19 protein-coding genes are annotated in these 19,263 nt (G+C 33.1%); 5 read left to right on the plus strand and 14 right to left on the minus strand.

Annotated elements, in window-relative coordinates:
- Positions 1 to 145 precede the first annotated feature (145 nt).
- Together trhO and AC23L6_RS00390 are read right to left on the minus strand one after the other, a co-directional pair.
- Complete coding sequence (gene trhO / locus AC23L6_RS00385) at positions 146 to 1,504, minus strand: oxygen-dependent tRNA uridine(34) hydroxylase TrhO (protein ID WP_487560307.1); 1,359 nt, start codon at positions 1,502 to 1,504, stop codon at positions 146 to 148.
- 163 nt (positions 1,505 to 1,667) lie between these two features.
- On the minus strand, positions 1,668 to 2,078 hold the full coding sequence (locus tag AC23L6_RS00390; protein ID WP_487560308.1) for a BrxA/BrxB family bacilliredoxin: 411 nt from the start codon (positions 2,076 to 2,078) through the stop codon (positions 1,668 to 1,670).
- Between the two features lie 131 nt (positions 2,079 to 2,209).
- Here AC23L6_RS00390 and AC23L6_RS00395 point away from each other — a divergent pair, with 131 nt between their 5' ends.
- Positions 2,210 to 2,578 (plus strand): hypothetical protein, encoded by a 369-nt coding sequence (locus AC23L6_RS00395; protein ID WP_487560309.1) that lies wholly within the window; start codon positions 2,210 to 2,212, stop codon positions 2,576 to 2,578.
- Here the strand turns inward: AC23L6_RS00395 and AC23L6_RS00400 are convergent.
- Together AC23L6_RS00400 and AC23L6_RS00405 are read right to left on the minus strand one after the other, a co-directional pair.
- Complete coding sequence (locus AC23L6_RS00400; RefSeq protein ID WP_487560310.1) at positions 2,525 to 3,694, minus strand: lycopene cyclase family protein; 1,170 nt, start codon at positions 3,692 to 3,694, stop codon at positions 2,525 to 2,527. The genes AC23L6_RS00395 and AC23L6_RS00400 overlap by 54 nt on opposite strands.
- 1 nt (position 3,695) lies before the next feature.
- Positions 3,696 to 4,439 (minus strand): transporter, encoded by a 744-nt coding sequence (locus tag AC23L6_RS00405; RefSeq protein WP_487560311.1) that lies wholly within the window; start codon positions 4,437 to 4,439, stop codon positions 3,696 to 3,698.
- A gap of 85 nt (positions 4,440 to 4,524) precedes the next feature.
- Between AC23L6_RS00405 and AC23L6_RS00410 the strand changes: the two genes are divergently transcribed.
- Together AC23L6_RS00410 and AC23L6_RS00415 are read left to right on the plus strand one after the other, a co-directional pair.
- Complete coding sequence (locus AC23L6_RS00410) at positions 4,525 to 6,396, plus strand: Nramp family divalent metal transporter (protein WP_487560312.1); 1,872 nt, start codon at positions 4,525 to 4,527, stop codon at positions 6,394 to 6,396.
- A gap of 24 nt (positions 6,397 to 6,420) precedes the next feature.
- Positions 6,421 to 7,074, plus strand: coding sequence for a metal-dependent transcriptional regulator (locus AC23L6_RS00415; protein WP_487560313.1), 654 nt, complete (start codon positions 6,421 to 6,423; stop codon positions 7,072 to 7,074).
- On the opposite strand, the gene AC23L6_RS00420 is transcribed toward AC23L6_RS00415, so the two are convergent.
- The 9 genes from AC23L6_RS00420 to AC23L6_RS00460 form a co-directional block, all read right to left on the minus strand.
- The gene (locus AC23L6_RS00420) at positions 7,071 to 7,199 is read right to left on the minus strand and encodes a FeoB-associated Cys-rich membrane protein (RefSeq protein ID WP_487560315.1); all 129 of its coding nucleotides are present in this window, start codon (positions 7,197 to 7,199) and stop codon (positions 7,071 to 7,073) included. The two genes, AC23L6_RS00415 and AC23L6_RS00420, sit on opposite strands and share 4 nt — an antisense overlap.
- Before the next feature lie 45 nt (positions 7,200 to 7,244).
- On the minus strand, positions 7,245 to 9,476 hold the full coding sequence (locus AC23L6_RS00425) for a TonB-dependent receptor family protein (protein WP_487560316.1): 2,232 nt from the start codon (positions 9,474 to 9,476) through the stop codon (positions 7,245 to 7,247).
- A gap of 107 nt (positions 9,477 to 9,583) precedes the next feature.
- Positions 9,584 to 11,680 (minus strand): ferrous iron transport protein B, encoded by a 2,097-nt coding sequence (feoB, locus tag AC23L6_RS00430; RefSeq protein ID WP_487560317.1) that lies wholly within the window; start codon positions 11,678 to 11,680, stop codon positions 9,584 to 9,586.
- 11 nt (positions 11,681 to 11,691) lie between these two features.
- Complete coding sequence (locus tag AC23L6_RS00435; protein WP_487560318.1) at positions 11,692 to 11,925, minus strand: FeoA family protein; 234 nt, start codon at positions 11,923 to 11,925, stop codon at positions 11,692 to 11,694.
- Between the two features lie 75 nt (positions 11,926 to 12,000).
- Positions 12,001 to 12,675: an SCO family protein gene (locus AC23L6_RS00440; RefSeq protein ID WP_487560319.1), complete on the minus strand. Its 675-nt coding sequence runs from the start codon at positions 12,673 to 12,675 to the stop codon at positions 12,001 to 12,003.
- Positions 12,676 to 12,767: 92 nt separating this feature from the next.
- Complete coding sequence (locus tag AC23L6_RS00445; protein ID WP_487560320.1) at positions 12,768 to 13,691, minus strand: DMT family transporter; 924 nt, start codon at positions 13,689 to 13,691, stop codon at positions 12,768 to 12,770.
- Complete coding sequence (locus AC23L6_RS00450; protein WP_487560321.1) at positions 13,691 to 14,494, minus strand: NAD(P)H-binding protein; 804 nt, start codon at positions 14,492 to 14,494, stop codon at positions 13,691 to 13,693. The genes AC23L6_RS00445 and AC23L6_RS00450 overlap by 1 nt, the downstream gene beginning before the upstream one ends.
- Positions 14,481 to 16,886, minus strand: a complete 2,406-nt coding sequence (locus tag AC23L6_RS00455) for a M28 family peptidase (RefSeq protein WP_487560322.1) — start codon at positions 16,884 to 16,886, stop codon at positions 14,481 to 14,483. The genes AC23L6_RS00450 and AC23L6_RS00455 overlap by 14 nt, the downstream gene beginning before the upstream one ends.
- Positions 16,887 to 16,902: 16 nt before the next feature.
- Positions 16,903 to 17,253: a hypothetical protein gene (locus AC23L6_RS00460; RefSeq protein ID WP_487560323.1), complete on the minus strand. Its 351-nt coding sequence runs from the start codon at positions 17,251 to 17,253 to the stop codon at positions 16,903 to 16,905.
- A gap of 205 nt (positions 17,254 to 17,458) precedes the next feature.
- Between AC23L6_RS00460 and AC23L6_RS00465 the strand changes: the two genes are divergently transcribed.
- Together AC23L6_RS00465 and AC23L6_RS00470 are read left to right on the plus strand one after the other, a co-directional pair.
- On the plus strand, positions 17,459 to 17,791 hold the full coding sequence (locus tag AC23L6_RS00465; protein WP_487560324.1) for a single-stranded DNA-binding protein: 333 nt from the start codon (positions 17,459 to 17,461) through the stop codon (positions 17,789 to 17,791).
- Between the two features lie 391 nt (positions 17,792 to 18,182).
- Positions 18,183 to 18,569 (plus strand): hypothetical protein, encoded by a 387-nt coding sequence (locus AC23L6_RS00470; protein WP_487560325.1) that lies wholly within the window; start codon positions 18,183 to 18,185, stop codon positions 18,567 to 18,569.
- A gap of 3 nt (positions 18,570 to 18,572) precedes the next feature.
- Here AC23L6_RS00470 and AC23L6_RS00475 read toward each other — a convergent pair whose 3' ends face one another.
- Positions 18,573 to 19,259, minus strand: coding sequence for an HAD family hydrolase (locus AC23L6_RS00475; protein ID WP_487560326.1), 687 nt, complete (start codon positions 19,257 to 19,259; stop codon positions 18,573 to 18,575).
- Positions 19,260 to 19,263: the final 4 nt, after the last annotated feature.

The following is a 19,263-nucleotide window of genomic DNA, read 5'->3' on the forward strand; positions in this document are numbered from 1 at the left end:
GTTGCACAAAAGCAACTTAAGTTCATAAAACGATTAATTGGTAAAGATAGTATTTTAAAGAAATAAATTCCAATAAAAAAATCTCAAATTCTGAGTGCTTTTTTCTTCAGAATTTGAGATTTGTTATGCATAAAAAAAAGAAAGTTTATGAAATGATTTTGTACAATTTGTCAGACAAACGAATTCTAAATGGCACTTCAAAAGTTACTTTATCACCAATTTTAGCTACAAAATTGTCATTTCCGTTGACTTTCATTTTCTCTAAAATCATTTCTTGATTTCCTGTTGTTGGCCCAGAAATAAGTATTTTATCACCCAAATTTAGTTCGTTATTTTCGATGATGAAAAGCGCTATTTGTGCTTTCACATAATAGTGCTCTGCCTTACCCAAAAGTGTTTTTTTAATTTTAATTTTTTGACGAATATCTTTAGTTTTTTCTACAGTAGCCAAAGCTTTGTCTGAAAGTTCTCCAGAATGTTTAAATAATAATTTTTCAGATTTTCCTTTTCGGAATACTTTATTCCCTACTTGTTTTCCGCGTCTTAATTTTACTTGTTCTGCCAAAGGAAGATGAGTAATTTCTAAACATTCAGTCGAACAACAATTTTCCATTCCTTCTTTACATTCGTCACATTGGATAAATAACAAATGACAACCATCGTTCAAACAATTGGTATGATTGTCGCATGGTTTTCCACATTGATGGCATTGCGAAACGATATCGTCAGTAATTCTTTCGCCCAAGCGATGGTCGAAAACAAAGTTCTTTCCAATGAATTTACTTTCGATATTTTCTTCTTTGATTTGTTTGGCATAATTGATAATTCCGCCTTCCAATTGGTAGACATTTTTAAAACCTTGATGTTTGAAATAGGCAGAGGCTTTTTCACAACGAATACCACCAGTGCAATACATCACTAAGTTTTTATCTTCTTTAAAATCTTTTAATTGTTCGTTGATTATCGGCAAACTTTCTCTAAAAGTCTCCACATCAGGAGTAATGGCACCTTTAAAATGACCAATTTCACTTTCGTAGTGATTTCTAAAATCGACTACAATCGTGTTTGGATCTTCTAATATTTGATTGAATTCTTTCGCTTTTAAATGCACGCCAATGTTGGTTACGTCAAAGGTTTCGTCGTTCAATCCATCGGCTACAATCTTGTCACGAACCTTTACGGTCAATTTTAAAAACGAATGGTCGTCGTGTTCTACGGCAACATTCAAACGAATGCCTTGCATAAAATCATATGCTTCTAAAGTTTCACGAAAAGCTTCAAAGTTTTCTGCTGGGACGCTCATTTGAGCATTGATTCCCTCTCTGGCAACATAGGTTCTGCCTAAGGCGTCGAGCTTGTTCCATTGGATAAATAAATCGTCGCGAAATTGTTTTGGGTCTTCAATTTTGGCATACGCATAGAAAGATAATGTAAGCCTTTGTTTGCCAGCTTCATCAATTAATTGGGCTCTTTCTTCTGCGCTTAAGGTGTTATACAGTTGCATGCTATAAACGTTTAAGTGAGAAATGTGTTTTTGAACTCTAAATGGAAGAATTCGCAGGCAAAATTAAAAAAATAAACCATTAAGGTATTAAGTTTAGTTAAGATTTTCTCTTAAATTCCCTTAATTTTCTTAATGGTTTAAATTAAATTATTCTTTTGTTTGACTAGCAGAATTCTGCGTAAGCGTCTTTCAAGTTTTCTGCAATTAATTCAGCTGGACGCCCTTCTATGTGGTGACGCTCTAGCATGTGTACTAATTCTCCGTCTTTAAACAAAGCCATGCTTGGCGATGATGGTGGAAAAGGGAACATGTGTTGACGTGCCGCATCTACAGCTTCTTTGTCAACTCCTGCAAAAACAGTTACTAAGTGGTCTGGTTTTTTTGCACCATCTAAACTCATTTTTGCTCCTGGACGAGCATTTCTAGCAGCACATCCACAAACTGAATTTACGACTACTAGAGTTGTTCCTTCGGCTTTAATTGCGTTTTCAACGGCTTCTGCGCTATATAAATCTTGAAAACCTGCGGCAGTTAATTCTGCTCTCATTGGTTTTACCATTTCTTCTGGATACATAATTTAAATTTTAGATTTTAGAAATACGATTTTAGATTTGAAAATCTTTTGCAAAGGTAATTAGAATTCTATTTTTTAATTTAAAAGAAATCATAAAGATTTGCTATGTTTGAATAATAAAACTTAATCACATGAAATTTTTAGAGCAAATAGACGAGTTTTATCTCAAAATGGGGTTTTTGGTAATTTTTTTGATAGGACATTTTATTGTTCAACGAAAAAACGATTTGAAATTGACATTGTATTACCGTTTGTATTCTTATGGAATAGCAATTTTGTTACTTTCAACGAAGATACCATATGTATCTCATGGATTTCCTTATGATATTTCAGATCTTGAAAATAAAACGAAACTTCTAAACTATTTACAAGAAAATAATGAGGATTTTTATCAAACAACTAGAGCTATTAGAGAAATTGTTTTCGTGAATTTTCTTTTTTTAATGTCAATTATTGGACCTATTATTAAACTGTATAAGATTGATAAATCTCTCGAATAATGCTCTGATAAAAAGCGTTTTTGGGCATTTCCAAATTACTTGTACATCTTCCCAAAAGGACGTTTCTTCATCAAGAAATTTAAAAATTAAGGCAGGATTTCCTTTTTGGAATAGTGCAGAAAATACCGTCCAACCCAAATCATTTCTCCGATGTAAAACATCTAAAAACAATAAATCGTAGAGCCAGAATTTATCTTTTTTATGAAATTTCCTCATATCGGTTTCTTTCTCTAAAAACTCTATTAATTCATGGGCTTTTTTAGTAGCGTTTTTAAAAGTATATCCCGTACTGGCTTTGGTCCAACCTCCAGCCGAACCAATATGAATGATTCTTTTTGTGTTGTGTTTCCAAAAAGGATAGGAAGTCATAGGGATATTTCCTTGTTCTTTTTCAATAATTTCATAATTGGTTATTCCTAGTTTTTGAATGTAGTTTTGAATTTCGGTTTCGTATTCTTCTTTTGGCAATAGCTCTTTTGAAAATAAAGTGTATTCCAACAAAGCTTCCGTTTTTGAAGTTGGTAAAACATACATAAATCGGGTGTTTCCTTTTTGTTCTACTGAAAAATCCATGAAAGTGGCGCAATCTGAATTGAAGACTGCTTCTTTACTTTTGATAAACCAACCGATAAAATGCTGTTGCAATAAAGGATACTTTATTTGTGACGTTACTATTTCGGGATTAAAAATAGAGTTTACTATTTTGTCACAAGTAAATGTTTCGGTTTCGGTTTTTACTTCGCAAATGGTTCCTAAATCTGTAAAGGAGATAACTTTTTGATTGAGAAAAACGATGGTATCTCTCTTAGCAATAGCATCGAAAACCTGATTGTAAAAGTCCAACCCTTGTATCATTTTGTATTGATACGGATTAAGATTTAGATTTCTTCGCATTTTTTCGTCTGCAAAAAGAGCCGAACCCCACTTTTTCGTAATTATTTCGTCGAATGCATTTGTATCGTCCCAGAAGCACCATGTTCTATCGTTGGTTTTTTTAGGATTTTCATCAATGAGTAAAATACTTTTATCCTCATATTTTCCTGATAGCATCATTTCATACACGGTCATCAAAGCCGATAAACCTGAGCCAGTAAAAATGTAGTGGTAGTGTTTCATGTTACATTCTAAAAGAGAAGCCAACGGCTACGTAATGCTGTGGAGCATTTTTTGTAATTCCAATGCCAGAAGACAAATCTACCATAAAATTATTGTTAATCAAATAGGTAAAACCACCATCAAAATTATGATAGGCTATTCTGTTTTGAGGTGCAAATCCAAAAAGTTCAATATAACCTCCAAACTTATTTGTAAAAGAATATCCAGAAGCGACAGTATAAATAAATGTTGGCTCGGGAGAGAAGCCGTCCCATTCTGCCCCAAGGTTATAACTAAAGCTAATTTTATCAGAAAGTGTATGTTGCATTACAAATCGAAATTCAGGGACATAATAATCAGATTTAAAATTTGAAGAAGCCATATTAGGAATTAAGATGTGACCAATGAATGACGTTTTAGGCCAAAATCCTTTTTCTTCAGCTATTTTTATTTTACAACCAATCAGTATTGGATTTAATCCAGAAGAGGTTTCATTATTTAGGGTTTCAGATACAAATTCTGTGATTAATCGCAATTCGAAATTTTCATTTACTCCATATTTCCAGAGCGTTGACGGTAATGAGTTTGTTTTATTTGATGTGTCGTTTTTCTGAAAGGTAAAACCTGTTTCTACTTGAAATAATCCTTTAGGAACTATGGAAGGAGTTTCGGTTTGATCGGGTCTATCAGCTTGTAACGGTTCCATTTCTTGGGCTATACCATAAAAGGAAATATGCGACAAAACAATAAGGAAGAAGCTCTTCATAAAATTATTTTTAGACAAAACTAAAAAATAATTTATACAAACCAAATTTATAATTATATTTGCGTTGGTTAAAAAGTAAACAATAATGAGTAAATCTTTAGAAGAAGTAAATCAATCGGTTGTTACACAAGGAAAAAAATCGGTTTATAGAAAAATTATAGCATTTTTTGGACCAGCGTATTTAATTTCTGTTGGCTATATGGATCCAGGAAACTGGGCAACAGATATTGCTGGCGGAAGTCAATTTGGTTATGCTTTACTTTGGGTTTTGTTAATGAGTAATATTATGGCTTTGCTCTTGCAAAGTTTTAGTGCTAGATTGGGGATTGTTACTCAACGTGATTTGGCGCAAGCATCGAGAGAAACCTACTCAAAATACGTCAATTATATTCTTTATTTTCTTGCAGAAATTGCCATAGCAGCCTGTGATTTAGCAGAGGTTTTAGGGATGGCCATCGGTTTGAATTTATTGTTTGGGATACCATTGCTAGAAGGAGTATTGATAACAGTGTTAGATACTTTTTTACTTTTATTTTTAATAAATAAAGGGATTAGAAAGATGGAGGCCTTCATTATTACATTGGTACTAATCATAGGAGTTTCTTTCATTTTTGAAATGATTTTTGCACAGCCAGAAATAGGCAGTGTTATGAAAGGTTTAATTCCTAGTATGCCTAGTGAAGGCGCTTTATATATTGCTATAGGTATTATTGGGGCGACTGTAATGCCTCATAATTTGTATTTGCATTCGTCGTTAGTGCAAACAAGAAAATTTGATAGAAGCCCAGAGGGAATCAAACAAGCAATTAAATATAATTTTATAGATTCTACAATTGCTTTAAATCTGGCATTTTTTGTCAACGCTGCTATATTAATTTTGGCTGCAGCTACTTTTTATAAAAATGGGTTGTTTGAAGTTGCCGAAATACAAGACGCACATCAATTTTTACAACCTTTGCTGGGCACGCAATGGGCACCAATATTATTTGCAGTTGCCCTTATAGCCGCAGGACAAAGTTCAACAGTAACAGGAACATTAGCAGGTCAAATAATTATGGAGGGCTATTTGAATTTACGAATTCAGCCGTGGGTTAGAAGAATTATTACGCGTTTGATAGCCATTGTGCCTGCTGTGATTGTTATTTCGGTTTTTGGTGAAGGAGTTACTGGGAAACTGCTGATTTTAAGTCAAGTTATCTTGAGCTTACAATTGGGGTTTGCAATAATTCCTTTGATTCATTTTGTGAGTGACAAAACAAAGATGAAAGGCTTTCAGATTAGCAGGCCTACTCAAATTGCGGCTTGGATTATAGCGACTATTATAGTCTCTCTTAATGCAAAATTAGTTTTCGATGAAATAAAAGGTTGGTTAGAAATATCTGAAAACCCACTAGTGCTTTGGTTCACAGTCGTGCCGTTGGCAATAGGATTTTTGATTTTGTTGCTTTACATCGTTTTTAAACCTTTTGTAGCTAAGTCAAAAATCAGTATTCACAATCATTCTCCCCATAATTTAAAACTACAATTTACCAAATCTGGAAACTACAATAAAAAGAATATTGCTATAACCGTAGACTTTTCAAATGCAGATGAAAAGGCATTAAACAATGCTTTTGAATTGGGAGGGATAGAAGCAAAATACACATTAATTCATGTTGTTGAAACGGTTGGAGCCATTATTTATGGGGGCAATATTGACGACCATGAAACATTAATTGATGAAAAATTGCTATTAGAATATGAAGAAATGCTCACTAGTAAGGGATATAAAGTTGAAACAAAATTAGGTTTTGGTAAACCAAACAAAGTGATACCATCGATTATAAACGAAGGACAGTATGATGTTTTGGTTATGGGTACTCATGGGCATACAGGTTTAAATGATTTACTTTTTGGAACAACAGTAGATAATGTTCGTCATAGAATAAAAATTCCTTTATTTGTAGTAAAAATTTAAATGTTAGTTTCAAAATAAAGCGCAATGACCTTTTCTGAAGAAAATTACTTAAAAACAATTTATCATTTAACGAGTACATCAAGCAAGGAAGTTAGTACCAATGAAATTGCCGAAATGATGGCTACTAAGGCTTCATCGGTTACGGATATGCTCAAAAAATTGGCCGAAAAAGATTTGTTGAATTATAAAAAATATCAAGGAGTATCGCTAACAGAGAAAGGGAAATTGTCAGCCAAGATGATAGTTAGAAAACACCGTTTATGGGAAGTTTTTTTGGTAGAAAAACTTAATTTTTCGTGGGATGAGGTTCATGATATTGCAGAACAATTAGAACATATCAAATCGGAACAATTGATTAATAAACTGGATGATTTTCTAGGAAATCCAACAGAAGATCCACATGGAGATCCTATTCCAGATGCTAATGGGAAAATCATTAAAACTGAAAAATTGCTTCTTTCGGAGTTGTCACAAAATCAAATTGGGATTTGCGTCGGAGTTAAAGATTCTTCTACTGAATTTTTGAAATATTTGGATAAGAATCAGATTGCTTTAGGGACAAAAATTCAAATTATTACTAAAGAAGAGTTTGATTTGTCTTTAAAAATAAGAGTTGAAAATAACGAATGGATTATTTCTAATAAAATTGCCGCTAATCTTTTTGTTAGAGCTGTTTAATGACAAGCACAATCATCGTTGCCACAATTTTTATTTGATTTTTTCTTCTTAAAGAAGAATTTTTTGAATAAAAATGTAACTGCAACTATAAGTGCTATGTAAACCAATATTTCTTGTAAATTCATACTTCAAAAATAATCTTTTTAAATGTAATAGGGATTATTCAAGTATTAAAATTTTGCACCAACAGAAATATAAAATGTTCTTCCTTCTCCAGGTAATATGCCAGGACCTGGATAACCGCCAGAGCGTCTTGTAGCATAAGATTTGTTTAACAGATTATTAATTCCTCCACGGATATTGAAGTTCTTTAAAAATTTATATTCAGAGGAAAAATCAAATAATTCATAGCCTTTTAGAAGGCCTGTTTGTGCATTTGCTGACGGCGCAACTGTGTTGTTGGCATCTGTAAAAATTTCTCCTGACATTTTATATTGAATCGTTGCAGAGAAACTATTATTGCCCCATGACATTCCAAAATTATGAATATATCTAGGAGCATTTTCTACTCGATTACCAGCGATATTTATTTCGGTTATAACCACATTGGGTGCGCTTCCAGATGTTGTGGTGCTCTTAAAATCAATGTATTTACTATCAATGAATGACATAGAAGCAAATATATCAAGATTACCGTACGGTTTCTCTATCCCAAACATTTTGGTAATATTTACATCAATGAAACTTTCAATACCTTTGTTTTCAGATTCTCCTAAGTTAGTTCTAAACAGATACGTGCCTTGGTTTGGGTCGTTGTTAATAAATTGTCTAATACCGCCCACACGATTGTTGTAATTTAAGTAGAAAACACTAACATCAAAATTCAAAAACCCTTTGTAAATTCCACGGTACCCAAAATCAGCATTGTAACCACTAGCATCTTTCAGATTTGGGTCAATCACATCAATGACAGCAGATGGTGTTAAATCACTAAATAAAACGGGTCTAAAGGCTTGTGAAATATTTCCATAAAAATTAGTATTTGCCAATTTATATTCTAAACCTAGTCCGAAAAGAGGTTTATTTCTCACGATTGTTTTTTTATCAAAATTGATATCATTTCCTGAGATGATGTCAATTCTGCCTTGTGCTGTTGAATTTATATGTTCATAACGAACACCAGGTGTTACGCTAAATTTTTCAGTAATTTTAAATTGATTTTCTGCAAATAGTGCTGCATTTTTTGTAGTAAAATTGAGCGAAGTTGGAAATTTCCCTTCAATTGACAAATCAAAATCACTTGCGGTTGTTCCTTTACCTTTTTGATATCGATTGGTTTTTGCCTGATACAGACGAATTCCAAAAGCTAAATTTTGAGTGTTTTTGCCTAGTTTGTATTTAAATAGGTTTCTGTTTTCAATTCCAAAATTTTTGTAGGTATCATTATCTATCCTGCGATTTGCATATTGGTTAGTTGAGGTGTTTATTTCATCAAATGTATTGGCGGCAGCGGTAAAACCAACACTATTTTTTTTCCCTACAAGGCCAAAGGTTTTAATGTTAACATCTAAATTGTTATTGATTTTTGTGTCAAAATTGACTGAAAATATATTCCAAGGCACACCAAACCAGTTTCGTTCTCTGAATGATTGTCTATCATTTTGTGAAAATTGCGCATCAGTTAATCCTCCGGGCTGTTGCATTTCATATTCAGAATTTGTGTATTCTGCTGCAATTTTTGTTGTTTCTGTAAAATTGTATTCTATGAATGCATGTGTGTTTCTTGAAGTAAATCGGTTGTTTTCTCTCCAACCATCAGCGCTTCTGGAATGATTGTAAAGATAGTACGACCATTTTTTTAATTTCCCACCTATCGCATTAAATGAGCTAATTAGATTATATGAGCCAACGGTATTCTGAGTTTCAAACGAAAAAGATTTATTTTTCTCTCTTTTCAAAACATAGTTAAGCATTCCTCCAAATTGAGGTCCAAATTGAAGTGAGGCGCCACCGCGAATCATTTGTATGGTTTCAACAGCTTCTAGGGGCGGATTGTAATAGGCCTCTGGATAACCAAAAACATCGGCAGACATATCTACTCCATTTTGGCGAGTGTTTAATTCCCAGCTTCTGTTAGGACTCAACCCACGAACACTAACATTTATCTGTAAGCCTGATCCTTCATTTTCCCAAATTGTAACTCCCGGAATTCTAGAAAAAACTTCTCTGGCATTGTTATTTGTCAAATTAGCATTGATGTTTGAAAGTTTTAAAACCTCGTTTTTTTTACCAGAAAATAAAATATTATCCTTTGTTTCAGGCATTCTCTCAGGGCTTTGCTTTTTAGCCGTGATGATTACTGGTAAAAGTGTTTTGCTACTATCGTTATCCGTTTTAATTTTTTCCTGGGCGTTTATTGAAAAAAAAGTAATAAAAAAGAAAATGGAAAATATTTGTTTCATTAGTGTCTAGATTAATTCTGCGTTGCAAAAATAGACATTATATTTATTTAGACAAAATATAAATAATAATATTTAAAGTAAAATGCAAATTAGCTTTTAATTGCAGGTTAATTCAGTATTTGATAGGAGATTAGCGCCGTTAGATAGGCAAAGCCACTCATTATTAAGAGTTGTACAAGAGGCCATTTCCATGAATTAGTTTCTTTTTTTGTAACAGCAAGTGTACTGGCACATTGCATGGCAAAAGCATAGAATAATAGCAGTGAGATTCCAGTTGCAAAATCAAAAATCTTTTTCCCGGTTTCTGGGTTTACTTCGGCAGCCATTTTGCTTTTAATCGTATTATCATTATCGTTTCCGCCCACACTATAAATAGTAGCAAGGGTTCCAACAAAAACTTCTCTAGCCGCAAATGAACTGATGATAGCAATGCCAATTTTCCAATCATAGCCTAAAGGAGAAATTAAAGGCTCAATGGTTTTTCCCATAACACCTATGTAGGAGTTTTCTAATTTGTAAGCAGCTATCTTGCCTTCTAATTCGTCTTTTGAGAAAGTAGTGTTTTTGTTTTGATCAGCTAAAATTGTTTCGGCATTATTGAATTTTTCACCAGGCCCATAGGAGGCTAAGAACCATAAAATAACAGATATAGCTATAATAATTTTTCCAGCACCAAAGACGAAGGTTTTTGTCTTTTCAACTACATTGATAGCAACATTTTTAAACATTGGTAATTTATAGTTGGGCATTTCAACAACAAAAAAAGTTTTGCATTTGAGTTTTAGCACTTTATTTAAAATAAATGACGAAACAATTGCCATTCCAAAACCAATGAGGTATAAAAGCATTAGGGTGAGTCCTTGCATATTAACAATTCCGAAAACACGTTTATCTGGAATTACTAGTCCAATAATGATAGCATAAACGGGTAATCTTGCGGAACAAGTGGTGAATGGTGTTACCAAAATGGTTATTAATCGTTCCTTCCAATTTTCAATGTTTCGAGTGGCCATTATTGCAGGAATAGCACATGCTGTACCTGAGATTAAAGGAACAATACTTTTCCCCGAAAGCCCAAATTTTCGCATGATTTTGTCCATTAAAAAAACGACACGGCTCATATAACCGCTTTCTTCAAGAATGGAAATAAACAAAAACAAAAAGGCAATTTGTGGAATAAATATTAGAATACCTCCAATTCCAGGAATAATTCCCTGAGCAATAAGATTAGTAAAAGGACCTGAAGCTAGATTATCTGAAGCAAAAACACTAAGATTAGCAAAACTAGTATCGATGAAATCCATAGGGATTTTCGACCATTCAAAAATGGATTGGAAAATACCAAACAATATGAAAAAGAAAATAATATATCCGAAAATTCTATGAGTCAGAATGGTATCAATTTTGCTCCTAAAATCTCTTGCGGCTGAGCTATCTATTTTTAGACCCACTTTTAAAGTGTCATTTATAAACTGATAGCGTTTTATGGTTTCTTTTTGTTGCAGTCTTTTTAACTCGGAATTGCTTTTCGTAAACGAATTATTTTCTAAAACAGTTCTGTTCAAGTTCACAAAATTTACGTCTTGTGTAATCACCAGCCATAGTTTATATAGTGACTGGTTGGGGAATGTTTTTCGGAGATTATTAAAATACACTTCGTCTATGGAGGAAGCTTTCAAACAAGGTTCTGTTGTGATGGTTTTGTATGAAGTAATTAATTGCTTTAATTCTTCAATACCTGTTCCTTTTCTAGAACTTACCAGAGCAATTTTGGTTTTCAGTTTGTCCTCAAGATACGGAATATCTAACGTAATACCTTTTGGTTTCATTCTGTCAACCATATTAATAACTAAAATGGTAGGAATTTCTAAATCTTTTATTTGAGTAAAAAGAAGCAAATTTCGTTTCAGGTTTTCAATTTCTGTTACCAGCAGAATGACATCAGGATAGAGCTTATCGTTTTTATTTAACAGCAATTCGATAACTACATTTTCATCAACCGAACTTGCATTTAAACTATAGGTACCTGGTAAATCAAGAATATTAGCCTTAATGTTATTGGGCAGTTTGCAAAAGCCAATTTTTTTCTCAACAGTTATACCTGGATAATTTCCTACTTGCTGATTCAAACCAGTAAGCTGGTTGAAAACAGAGGTTTTTCCCGTATTTGGATTTCCTATTAAGGCAATATTGATGTTTTTCATAACTCGTTTACCTATTTTTGAATATCCTCAACTTCAATTTCACGGGCAGTTTCAAGCCGAATTGCAAGATGAGAACCATTAACATTCAAATATAATGGATCGCCAAAGGGAGCAATTTGAATCAGTTCGACACTATTTCCAGGCAAACAACCCATTTCCAAAAGTTTTAATGGGATAGTCTCTACATCAAAATGAGTGATGATGGCTTTTTCACCTTTCTTTAGGCTGGCTATGGTAGTTTGCAAAACTTATTTAGATTGAATTAAGATTACAAAAGTACTGATAAAAAAAGAATATTGGATGATAATTATCAGATTTGCTTAATTTTTTTTGTTCTCACAAAGCCAGTTAATATCGGCAATTAACCGTTGTATTTCTTCTTTTTTAGTACCATCATAAAAGCCACGAACGCGTTTCTTGTCGTCAACGAGCACAAAATTTTCGGTATGTACCATGTCGTAAAGCTCGTTTGGTTTTCCTTGTTTTACTGCTAAATAGGATTTTCTTGCCATACGATAAATTGCTGCTTTATCGCCAGTAACTAGGTTCCATTTGGCATCATTTACACCATTTTTTAGGGCATACGCTTTTAGTTTGGCAACATCATCATCATCGGGCAAAACAGAATGGGATAGTATCATTACTTTTGGATTGTTGAGAAATGCTTTTTGAACTTCAACTAAATTGGTCGTCATTTTTGGGCATATCGAACCGCAGGTCGTGAAAAAGAAATCGGCTACATAAATTTTTCCTTCATAGTCTTTTTGAGTTATGATTTTTCCATTTTGGTTCACAAATGAAAAATTGGCAATAGTGTGGTATTTGCTTTTGTACTGAATCGTACTGTCGACTAATTCTGGATTGACATCAGCAGGGTTGAAAACAGGTAATGATTTTGCAGGCTTCAGCGCAGAATAAAATAAATATATAGTAATGGCAGAAAAAACTAAAAAGAATCCGAAAAACTTTCGGTATTTATACAACAGCGATTTCATAAAAATAATTTGATGCAAAAATACAAAAAGCAATTGCTAAAGAAGGTACGGCTATTGTTTTTATTACTATCGTGTGAGGAAAAAATGCTTAATTATTTTCTAGCTTTTCGTAGAGCATAGTTCACCAAATAGAGTCCAAATAGGGTTACAGTTCCTCCAATTGCGATTGCAAGGTTTAGTGTTTCTCCAAAGATAAATGCCCCTAAAATAACGGCTACAATAGGATTGATATAAGCATATATGCTGCTAACTTCTGCGGGCAAATGTTGTAATGCATAGATAAAAGCAATAAAAGTAAGAACCGCTCCAAAAACAACAAGGTATCCAATAGCCCACCAAGAAGCAGCGGGAATAGCACTCAAACTAATTGAAGTTCCTGTTGCACCAGTAACAGCAAAAACGAAAATACTAGAAATGAACATTTGTAATCCTAAACTAAAATAAGGATTAAAACTTGCTGCTTTTTTCTTGGTATATAAGGTTCCAAATGCCCATGTTATCGTAGCGGTTATAGATAAAAAGATTCCAAATCTAAAATCGGGTTTCAAAAAATCTTTCAAATGATCATAAAAAATGACGCAGATGCCACAAAAACTAATAATCAAACCCACAACAGTTAATTTAGATAACCGTTCTCCCTTAAAAAAGCCAATAATTACAATCCATAATGGTACTATAGCACCAATAATAGCACCTAAACCACTGCTAATGTATTTTACACCCCAAGTGCTTAATGCATTGCTCAATACAAAATTCAACACACTCAGAATAAGAATTGTCTTCCATTGTTTTCCTTTCGGCCAAGGCGCTTTTTTGAACAGAAAAAAAGAAATATAAAGTAATCCGCCAATAAATTGTCGTATAGCAACGAGTTGCAATGCAGGCATGTGTTTTACCCCTTCTTTTGAAGCAATCCATGTGGTTCCCCAAAAAAAACTAACCCAGCACAAAGCTATGATAGGTAATCCAATAGCATGTATCTTCGCAAAAAAAGCGGTTTTTATTTTAAATAGCATTAAAGAATCTTTCTAATAAATTCATAGTGTAAAACAGTTTCCACTTTGTCGCTCAAAATGGTTTTTCCAACGGACGGATTGGAGTGATTGAATTTTGGTAAATCCAAGTTCAAATCAAGCGCTTTCTTTACATAATATGTTTCTCGTGAAGGATGAAAAGGAGCAACAGCATTGTAGGTTTCATTCCATGAATTGTGACAGATAATTTGTTTAAGAATTCCAATGCAATCTTCTAAATAAATCAAATTAATAGGCGCATCTGGATTTTCTATATTTTCTCTTCCAGATAAAAATCGGATAGGATGTCGGTCTTCGCCAATTAAACCACCAAATCGAACAATTGTAGTTTTAAAATGTGAATTATTTTGCAAAAGCAATTCCGATTGCAACAATTGTCGACCATTTTCTGTTTCAGGTTGAGGTACTGTTGCTTCTGTTACCAAAACATTTTCATCAGCATAAACGGAAGTTGAGCTAACAAAAATCACCTTATCTATGGAAGATTTTTCAATGAAGGGAATGAGTGTTTTTATTTTACCAACAAAATTTTCTTTACTATTTTGCCTCAACTTTGGGGGGATATTTAGGACTAGGATTTCAGAATTTTTTAAAAAAGATTCGATGTCTCCTTGACTATTTTCAGAATTTAGATCAAGTAAAAAGGGCTCAATTCCCAATTGCTCTAGAACAGGAATTTTATCTTTAGACGTAGTTGATCCCTTTATAGAAAATCCATTTTCTAAAAGTGTTTTTGCCAGAGGCAATCCTAACCAACCACAACCAAGAATACTAATTTGTGTCATTTTGCATTTTTAGAGAATCTTGAACAATTGTTAAACTGTCTTTTTCTTTTGCAAATTTAGGGATGTTTTTTGAAGGTATTTTAGGAATAGTTTTTAAACTCTGTTTAATTTTTTGTTGAATAGCAATTGCATCATTCAATACAAATGGCGTTGGCATCATCCATGAAGCCCGTTTTGTCATTGAAAATAAAGGATTGGTCATTAAATCGAATGAACTTTCTAATAAACTCATGTCTAAAACAGTGTCTTTTGGAATGGAAAACTGCATTTCTAAAGGTTCATTATTCACCACATAATAACTTAAAATTTTCCTGTCTTTGCGTTCGTATTTGGATGTTTTTTGTCCTAAGGCTTTTGCTCCATTAGCTATAAAATTTGAGAAAATAATAGTTTCATTTGCAAAAATATCATAACGATTTACGGGTCTATTGGGTGTGATTCTAATTTTCAAATGGCGTTGTGTCCCAATAATAGAATCATTGACAAATTCGACAGTTGGACTCGCGAGTTTCTTTATTGGAGCATTCGAAGAAAAAGTAAACTGAGAATTATATTTGCTAAATAAAGGATTCAAATTTTGATTATTGGCACTTTTAGGATTTTCACTTAAATATATTTTTGTCCATTCGTCTAAATTTGTGTCATAGGTTTTCCAGAAAGCTTTATTAGAATCTTTATCGAGAACATATACTAAACTGTTGGGTTTGGCTTTACCGTTTTCATAATTAGAATTGAAATGGGCGTAGCTAAAACAACCGATAGAGAATATAAAAAACAGAGCCGACCACATTCTTTTTTTAGAAAAAGCTCCAAAAACAGGTAGTAACAATCCAAAAACCAAGACCGTTAAAATACTACTTCCAACTAAAATTTTTAATCCTAAACCTATGGGGAGTAACACTATAAAAGGAGTATAAAGTATTAAAGCAGGAATGCTTAAAAATAAATTTAAGAGATTGTCAGACTTTTGAGTTAGTACAAAATACAACAACATTAACAATCCAAATAAAACAGGAATGATAAAAAATCCAGCTCCAGGCAAATAAAAAGTAATTCCTAGATTAATAAGAATCCAAATCAATAAAGGAGCAATAGTATGATTGATGATTACCAAATCGGTTTTTAATTTGGAATAAAATAAAAAGGATATAGCTAAACTCAAACAAATAAATGCGGCACTATAACTGTGTCCGTTATAGGTAAATCCTTGTAAAATATCATTGTACCGAGGATAGGATGCGAGTGTGATTTTCCATCCAAAATAAGTCGTCAATCCAGAAACCAATGTTGCTCCAAAAAATAGTAAAAAGCCTTTTCCAATTTCTGAAGGAATCAAAATTCGTTTTCCAATGCCAATCAGTACTAAAAATAAGAAAACAGCTAATGTGCCAATCCAAATGGGTAAAATCCAACTAAATGGATAGCTCACAAAGCAAAATGGCGTATTGAAATACACATAATCTTCAGTACTATTCATGTTAGACAAATCAGTATTCGAGAAATAGTGTAATAGAGGCATTACATAAGTCCCCTGATGTGCTACTGATTTTGGGTCGATATGTGCGTAATCATCTTGAGCTGTGTGATAGTTAAAATGACTGTCAATGAAAGCAAAATTGAAACCTTGAATTTTTCCATGTTCTCTAAAAATGGTCAAATCAGTATCATTAGGGAGCATCTTATAAATGCTATACATCAACGAATTTGAAACAGGATATTTCGGATTTGCCTCAGAAAAGCCTTTTATTAAAGCAGCATTTCCCTTATTTACTTCCATTAGCATAAAACTTGGACCACTCGTTCCACGGGCTTCAAAATTTAGGGCTAAGCCAATATCTTTTACCCAATTACTTCTAGTAACAAAAAGAGCTGCACCGTTTAAACCCAATTCTTCCGCATCTGAAAACAGAATAATAATGTCATTTTTATGGGCAGTTTTAGTATGTAAAAAAGCACGTAATCCTTCTAAAATTGTTGCAACACCTGAAGCATCATCACTTGCACCCTTAGAAAAAGAGTGTGGAGCACTATCATAATGAGAAAGCAACAACAGCGCTTTGGTAGAATTAGAACCTTTTATTCGGGCTAAAATATTTTTAGATTTTACGAGATTTCCCCAATCAGAAAGCGTGGTTCCTTCTTGGACTTTGGTTTCTAATCCCAGTTTTTGTAATTCTTTTTCCAAATAGTTTGCAACTACTTCGTGATTTTCAGAACCTACAAAATGAGGTTTTTTAGCAATGTTTTGAACGTGCGTCAGGGCTCTTTTGGTCGAGAATTCCGATAAAGATTCGTCATTTGAAACCCACCGAGGCATCATACTATAGTACAATAGCCCGAGTATAAAAAGGATAAACGGCACAGCAAGAATAGAAAAATTATTTTTTTTCATAGGATAGAGTTGGTGGCTAAATTTCTTTTTTGACTAGCATATAAAAATCATCTTCTAAAGCACGATACCCTTGATCATAAACAAAAAAGTAAGTGTTTCCGGTTTTGGTTTCTAGGATATTGGTAAAAAACTCAAAATCAAAACCTTTACTTAGTAATTTAGCCCTGGTAGTTTTGGATTTTCCTTCGGTATTAATTTCAGAAAGAATGCGATAGTTTTTGCGTAACTTGTTGTTAATGTTGCGCATAAAATTAGTGCTATCCTTATTGATTTTGTTGTTGTAGGTGTTACGGCAGCCGTCGCTACAGAACTTTTTATCTTCGCGACCAATAATTTTTTCGCCACATTCTAGGCAGGTTTTTGTCATAGGATTTGGTTTTAAAAAACTTAAAATCAATCAAATATAAATAAAAAAATCCATTTACAAACGTTTACAAACAATTACAACCGAAAGTAAATAGTTAGTAACCGAATATAATTTGTGAACCGTCGCATCTTTGCCCTGTCGAAATGAAACAAATACCGACACGAACACAAAAAAATAGTTTATAAACAATTAAATTTTACACGCCATGAATGCAATGAAAAACAGAGTACAGTTAATCGGAAACGTAGGTAATGATCCTGAAATTAAAAATTTTGATGGAGGGAAAAAATTAGCCAACCTAACTATCGCTACAAACGAAAGTTACAAAAATGACAAAGGAGAAAAAGTAGAACAAACAGAATGGCACAAGATAACCGCTTGGGGTCGCACTGCTGAAATTATTGAAAAATACGTAACTAAAGGTAAAGAAATTGCTATAGAAGGAAAATTAACTCACAGGAGTTATGACGATAAAGACGGTAATAAGCGCTATATTACTGAGGTGGTTGCAAATGATATTCTTTTGTTAGGGAAATAATTGGAAAACTATTTTTAAATAAAAAATTAGTTAGTACAATCAATTTGGAAAGCGGCAAATGTAAGTTTGTCGCTTTTAATTTTATATAGTTGAAAATCAGAAGGTTATCAACAAAAAATTCTTTTTTTGGTATTAAATTTTTTCGTTCATTGTAATAATAGTATCAAAATGAGATAATTTTATATCAATATTTAACACGTTGGGTGTAATTAGTTTTTGTGAAAATTTTTCGTCAGTTCGAGTGATTTTGATAGAAAATTGTATCGAGAACAAGAAAAATTTCATTAAAAACGATTCTCGATACATTTTTTGTTCCGTTTTACTGCACAAAAAACACTCGAACTGACGTTTTTAATAATTACACCCAACGGGTTAATATTTATTCTCAAAAATGATACGATTTATAAAAATACTTTCTGGTATTCTTTTGTTTATTAGTAGCTACAAGGGATTTTGTCAAGTAGGTATTAATACCACCACTCCAATAAGTACTTTGGATCTAAATGGGAATTTGTCAGTAAAGACAATTGGTATTACCACACCTTTGCTTGGAGGGCCTTCGGGAGGAGCAACATTAATTGACGATGGAGTTTATATTTTGAGAAATATCACTGATTTTGATACTGCAGAATTATACACAGCAGGAGGCAAACGATTTTTTCATAAAAGTTCCAACGTTGGTTCTGCTATTGGGGCACCAATCTATCTTCCACCAAACTCAGCTGGAAAATCAATTATCATCATAAGCGATGGGGCAAACTGGACTTATTTTGATTAAAAATTAAAGCAATATTTCTAAAACATCAGATATTTTTTCCAATGTTTTAAAATTGGGATGTTCTACTTTATGACTTATTTTTTCGTGTTCCCAAGTCGTGTGATAAGGAATGTGAACGGCATGACCACCAATTGCTAAAACGGGAAGCACATCTGATTTTAAAGAATTCCCAATCATAAAAAAGGCTTTAGGGTTGATTTCCAAACGGTTTAATAAATCGGTATAATCTTTTTCTTGTTTGTCAGACATCACTTCTATGTGGTGAAAATATTTACCAAGGCCCGAGTCGTGTAATTTGCGACGTTGGTCTTTTAAATCTCCTTTTGTGGCAACGACCAATTTGTATTTTCCGTGTAAAGCTTGAAGAGTATCCTCAACGCCGTCTAATAATTCGATAGGCTTTTGAAGCAATTCTTTTCCTAAAGCAATAATTTTTTCAATGATTTCCATTGAAATGGTATTGTTAGAAATTTTCATGGCAGCTTCAATCATAGAAAGGGTATAGCCCTTAATGCCATAGCCGTATAAATCTAAATTGGCAATTTCCGTCCGAAACAATTCTTGAGACAATCCTTGATGCGATAAATAATCACTCATCAAAGCACAAAATTTTTGCTCTGTTTCTTGAAAATAAGGTTCGTTCACAAATAGTGTGTCGTCAGCGTCGAAAGCAATTACTTTTAGGTTCATACAA

It is taken from the genome of Flavobacterium sp. R1_16 (assembly GCF_057652095.1).

Bases quoted from the DNA above. Each gene is read 5' to 3' on its own strand.
- trhO (WP_487560307.1), bottom strand. From the start codon at position 1,504: ATGCAACTGTATAACACCTTAAGCGCAGAAGAAAGAGCCCAATTAATT.
- AC23L6_RS00390 (WP_487560308.1), bottom strand. From the start codon at position 2,078: ATGTATCCAGAAGAAATGGTAAAACCAATGAGAGCAGAATTAACTGCC.
- AC23L6_RS00395 (WP_487560309.1), top strand. From the start codon at position 2,210: ATGAAATTTTTAGAGCAAATAGACGAGTTTTATCTCAAAATGGGGTTT.
- AC23L6_RS00400 (WP_487560310.1), bottom strand. From the start codon at position 3,694: ATGAAACACTACCACTACATTTTTACTGGCTCAGGTTTATCGGCTTTG.
- AC23L6_RS00405 (WP_487560311.1), bottom strand. From the start codon at position 4,439: ATGAAGAGCTTCTTCCTTATTGTTTTGTCGCATATTTCCTTTTATGGT.
- AC23L6_RS00410 (WP_487560312.1), top strand. From the start codon at position 4,525: ATGAGTAAATCTTTAGAAGAAGTAAATCAATCGGTTGTTACACAAGGA.
- AC23L6_RS00415 (WP_487560313.1), top strand. From the start codon at position 6,421: ATGACCTTTTCTGAAGAAAATTACTTAAAAACAATTTATCATTTAACG.
- AC23L6_RS00420 (WP_487560315.1), bottom strand. From the start codon at position 7,199: ATGAATTTACAAGAAATATTGGTTTACATAGCACTTATAGTTGCAGTT.
- AC23L6_RS00425 (WP_487560316.1), bottom strand. From the start codon at position 9,476: ATGAAACAAATATTTTCCATTTTCTTTTTTATTACTTTTTTTTCAATA.
- feoB (WP_487560317.1), bottom strand. From the start codon at position 11,680: ATGAAAAACATCAATATTGCCTTAATAGGAAATCCAAATACGGGAAAA.
- AC23L6_RS00440 (WP_487560319.1), bottom strand. From the start codon at position 12,675: ATGAAATCGCTGTTGTATAAATACCGAAAGTTTTTCGGATTCTTTTTA.
- AC23L6_RS00445 (WP_487560320.1), bottom strand. From the start codon at position 13,691: ATGCTATTTAAAATAAAAACCGCTTTTTTTGCGAAGATACATGCTATT.
- AC23L6_RS00450 (WP_487560321.1), bottom strand. From the start codon at position 14,494: ATGACACAAATTAGTATTCTTGGTTGTGGTTGGTTAGGATTGCCTCTG.
- AC23L6_RS00455 (WP_487560322.1), bottom strand. From the start codon at position 16,886: ATGAAAAAAAATAATTTTTCTATTCTTGCTGTGCCGTTTATCCTTTTT.
- AC23L6_RS00460 (WP_487560323.1), bottom strand. From the start codon at position 17,253: ATGACAAAAACCTGCCTAGAATGTGGCGAAAAAATTATTGGTCGCGAA.
- AC23L6_RS00465 (WP_487560324.1), top strand. From the start codon at position 17,459: ATGAATGCAATGAAAAACAGAGTACAGTTAATCGGAAACGTAGGTAAT.
- AC23L6_RS00470 (WP_487560325.1), top strand. From the start codon at position 18,183: ATGATACGATTTATAAAAATACTTTCTGGTATTCTTTTGTTTATTAGT.
- AC23L6_RS00475 (WP_487560326.1), bottom strand. From the start codon at position 19,259: ATGAACCTAAAAGTAATTGCTTTCGACGCTGACGACACACTATTTGTG.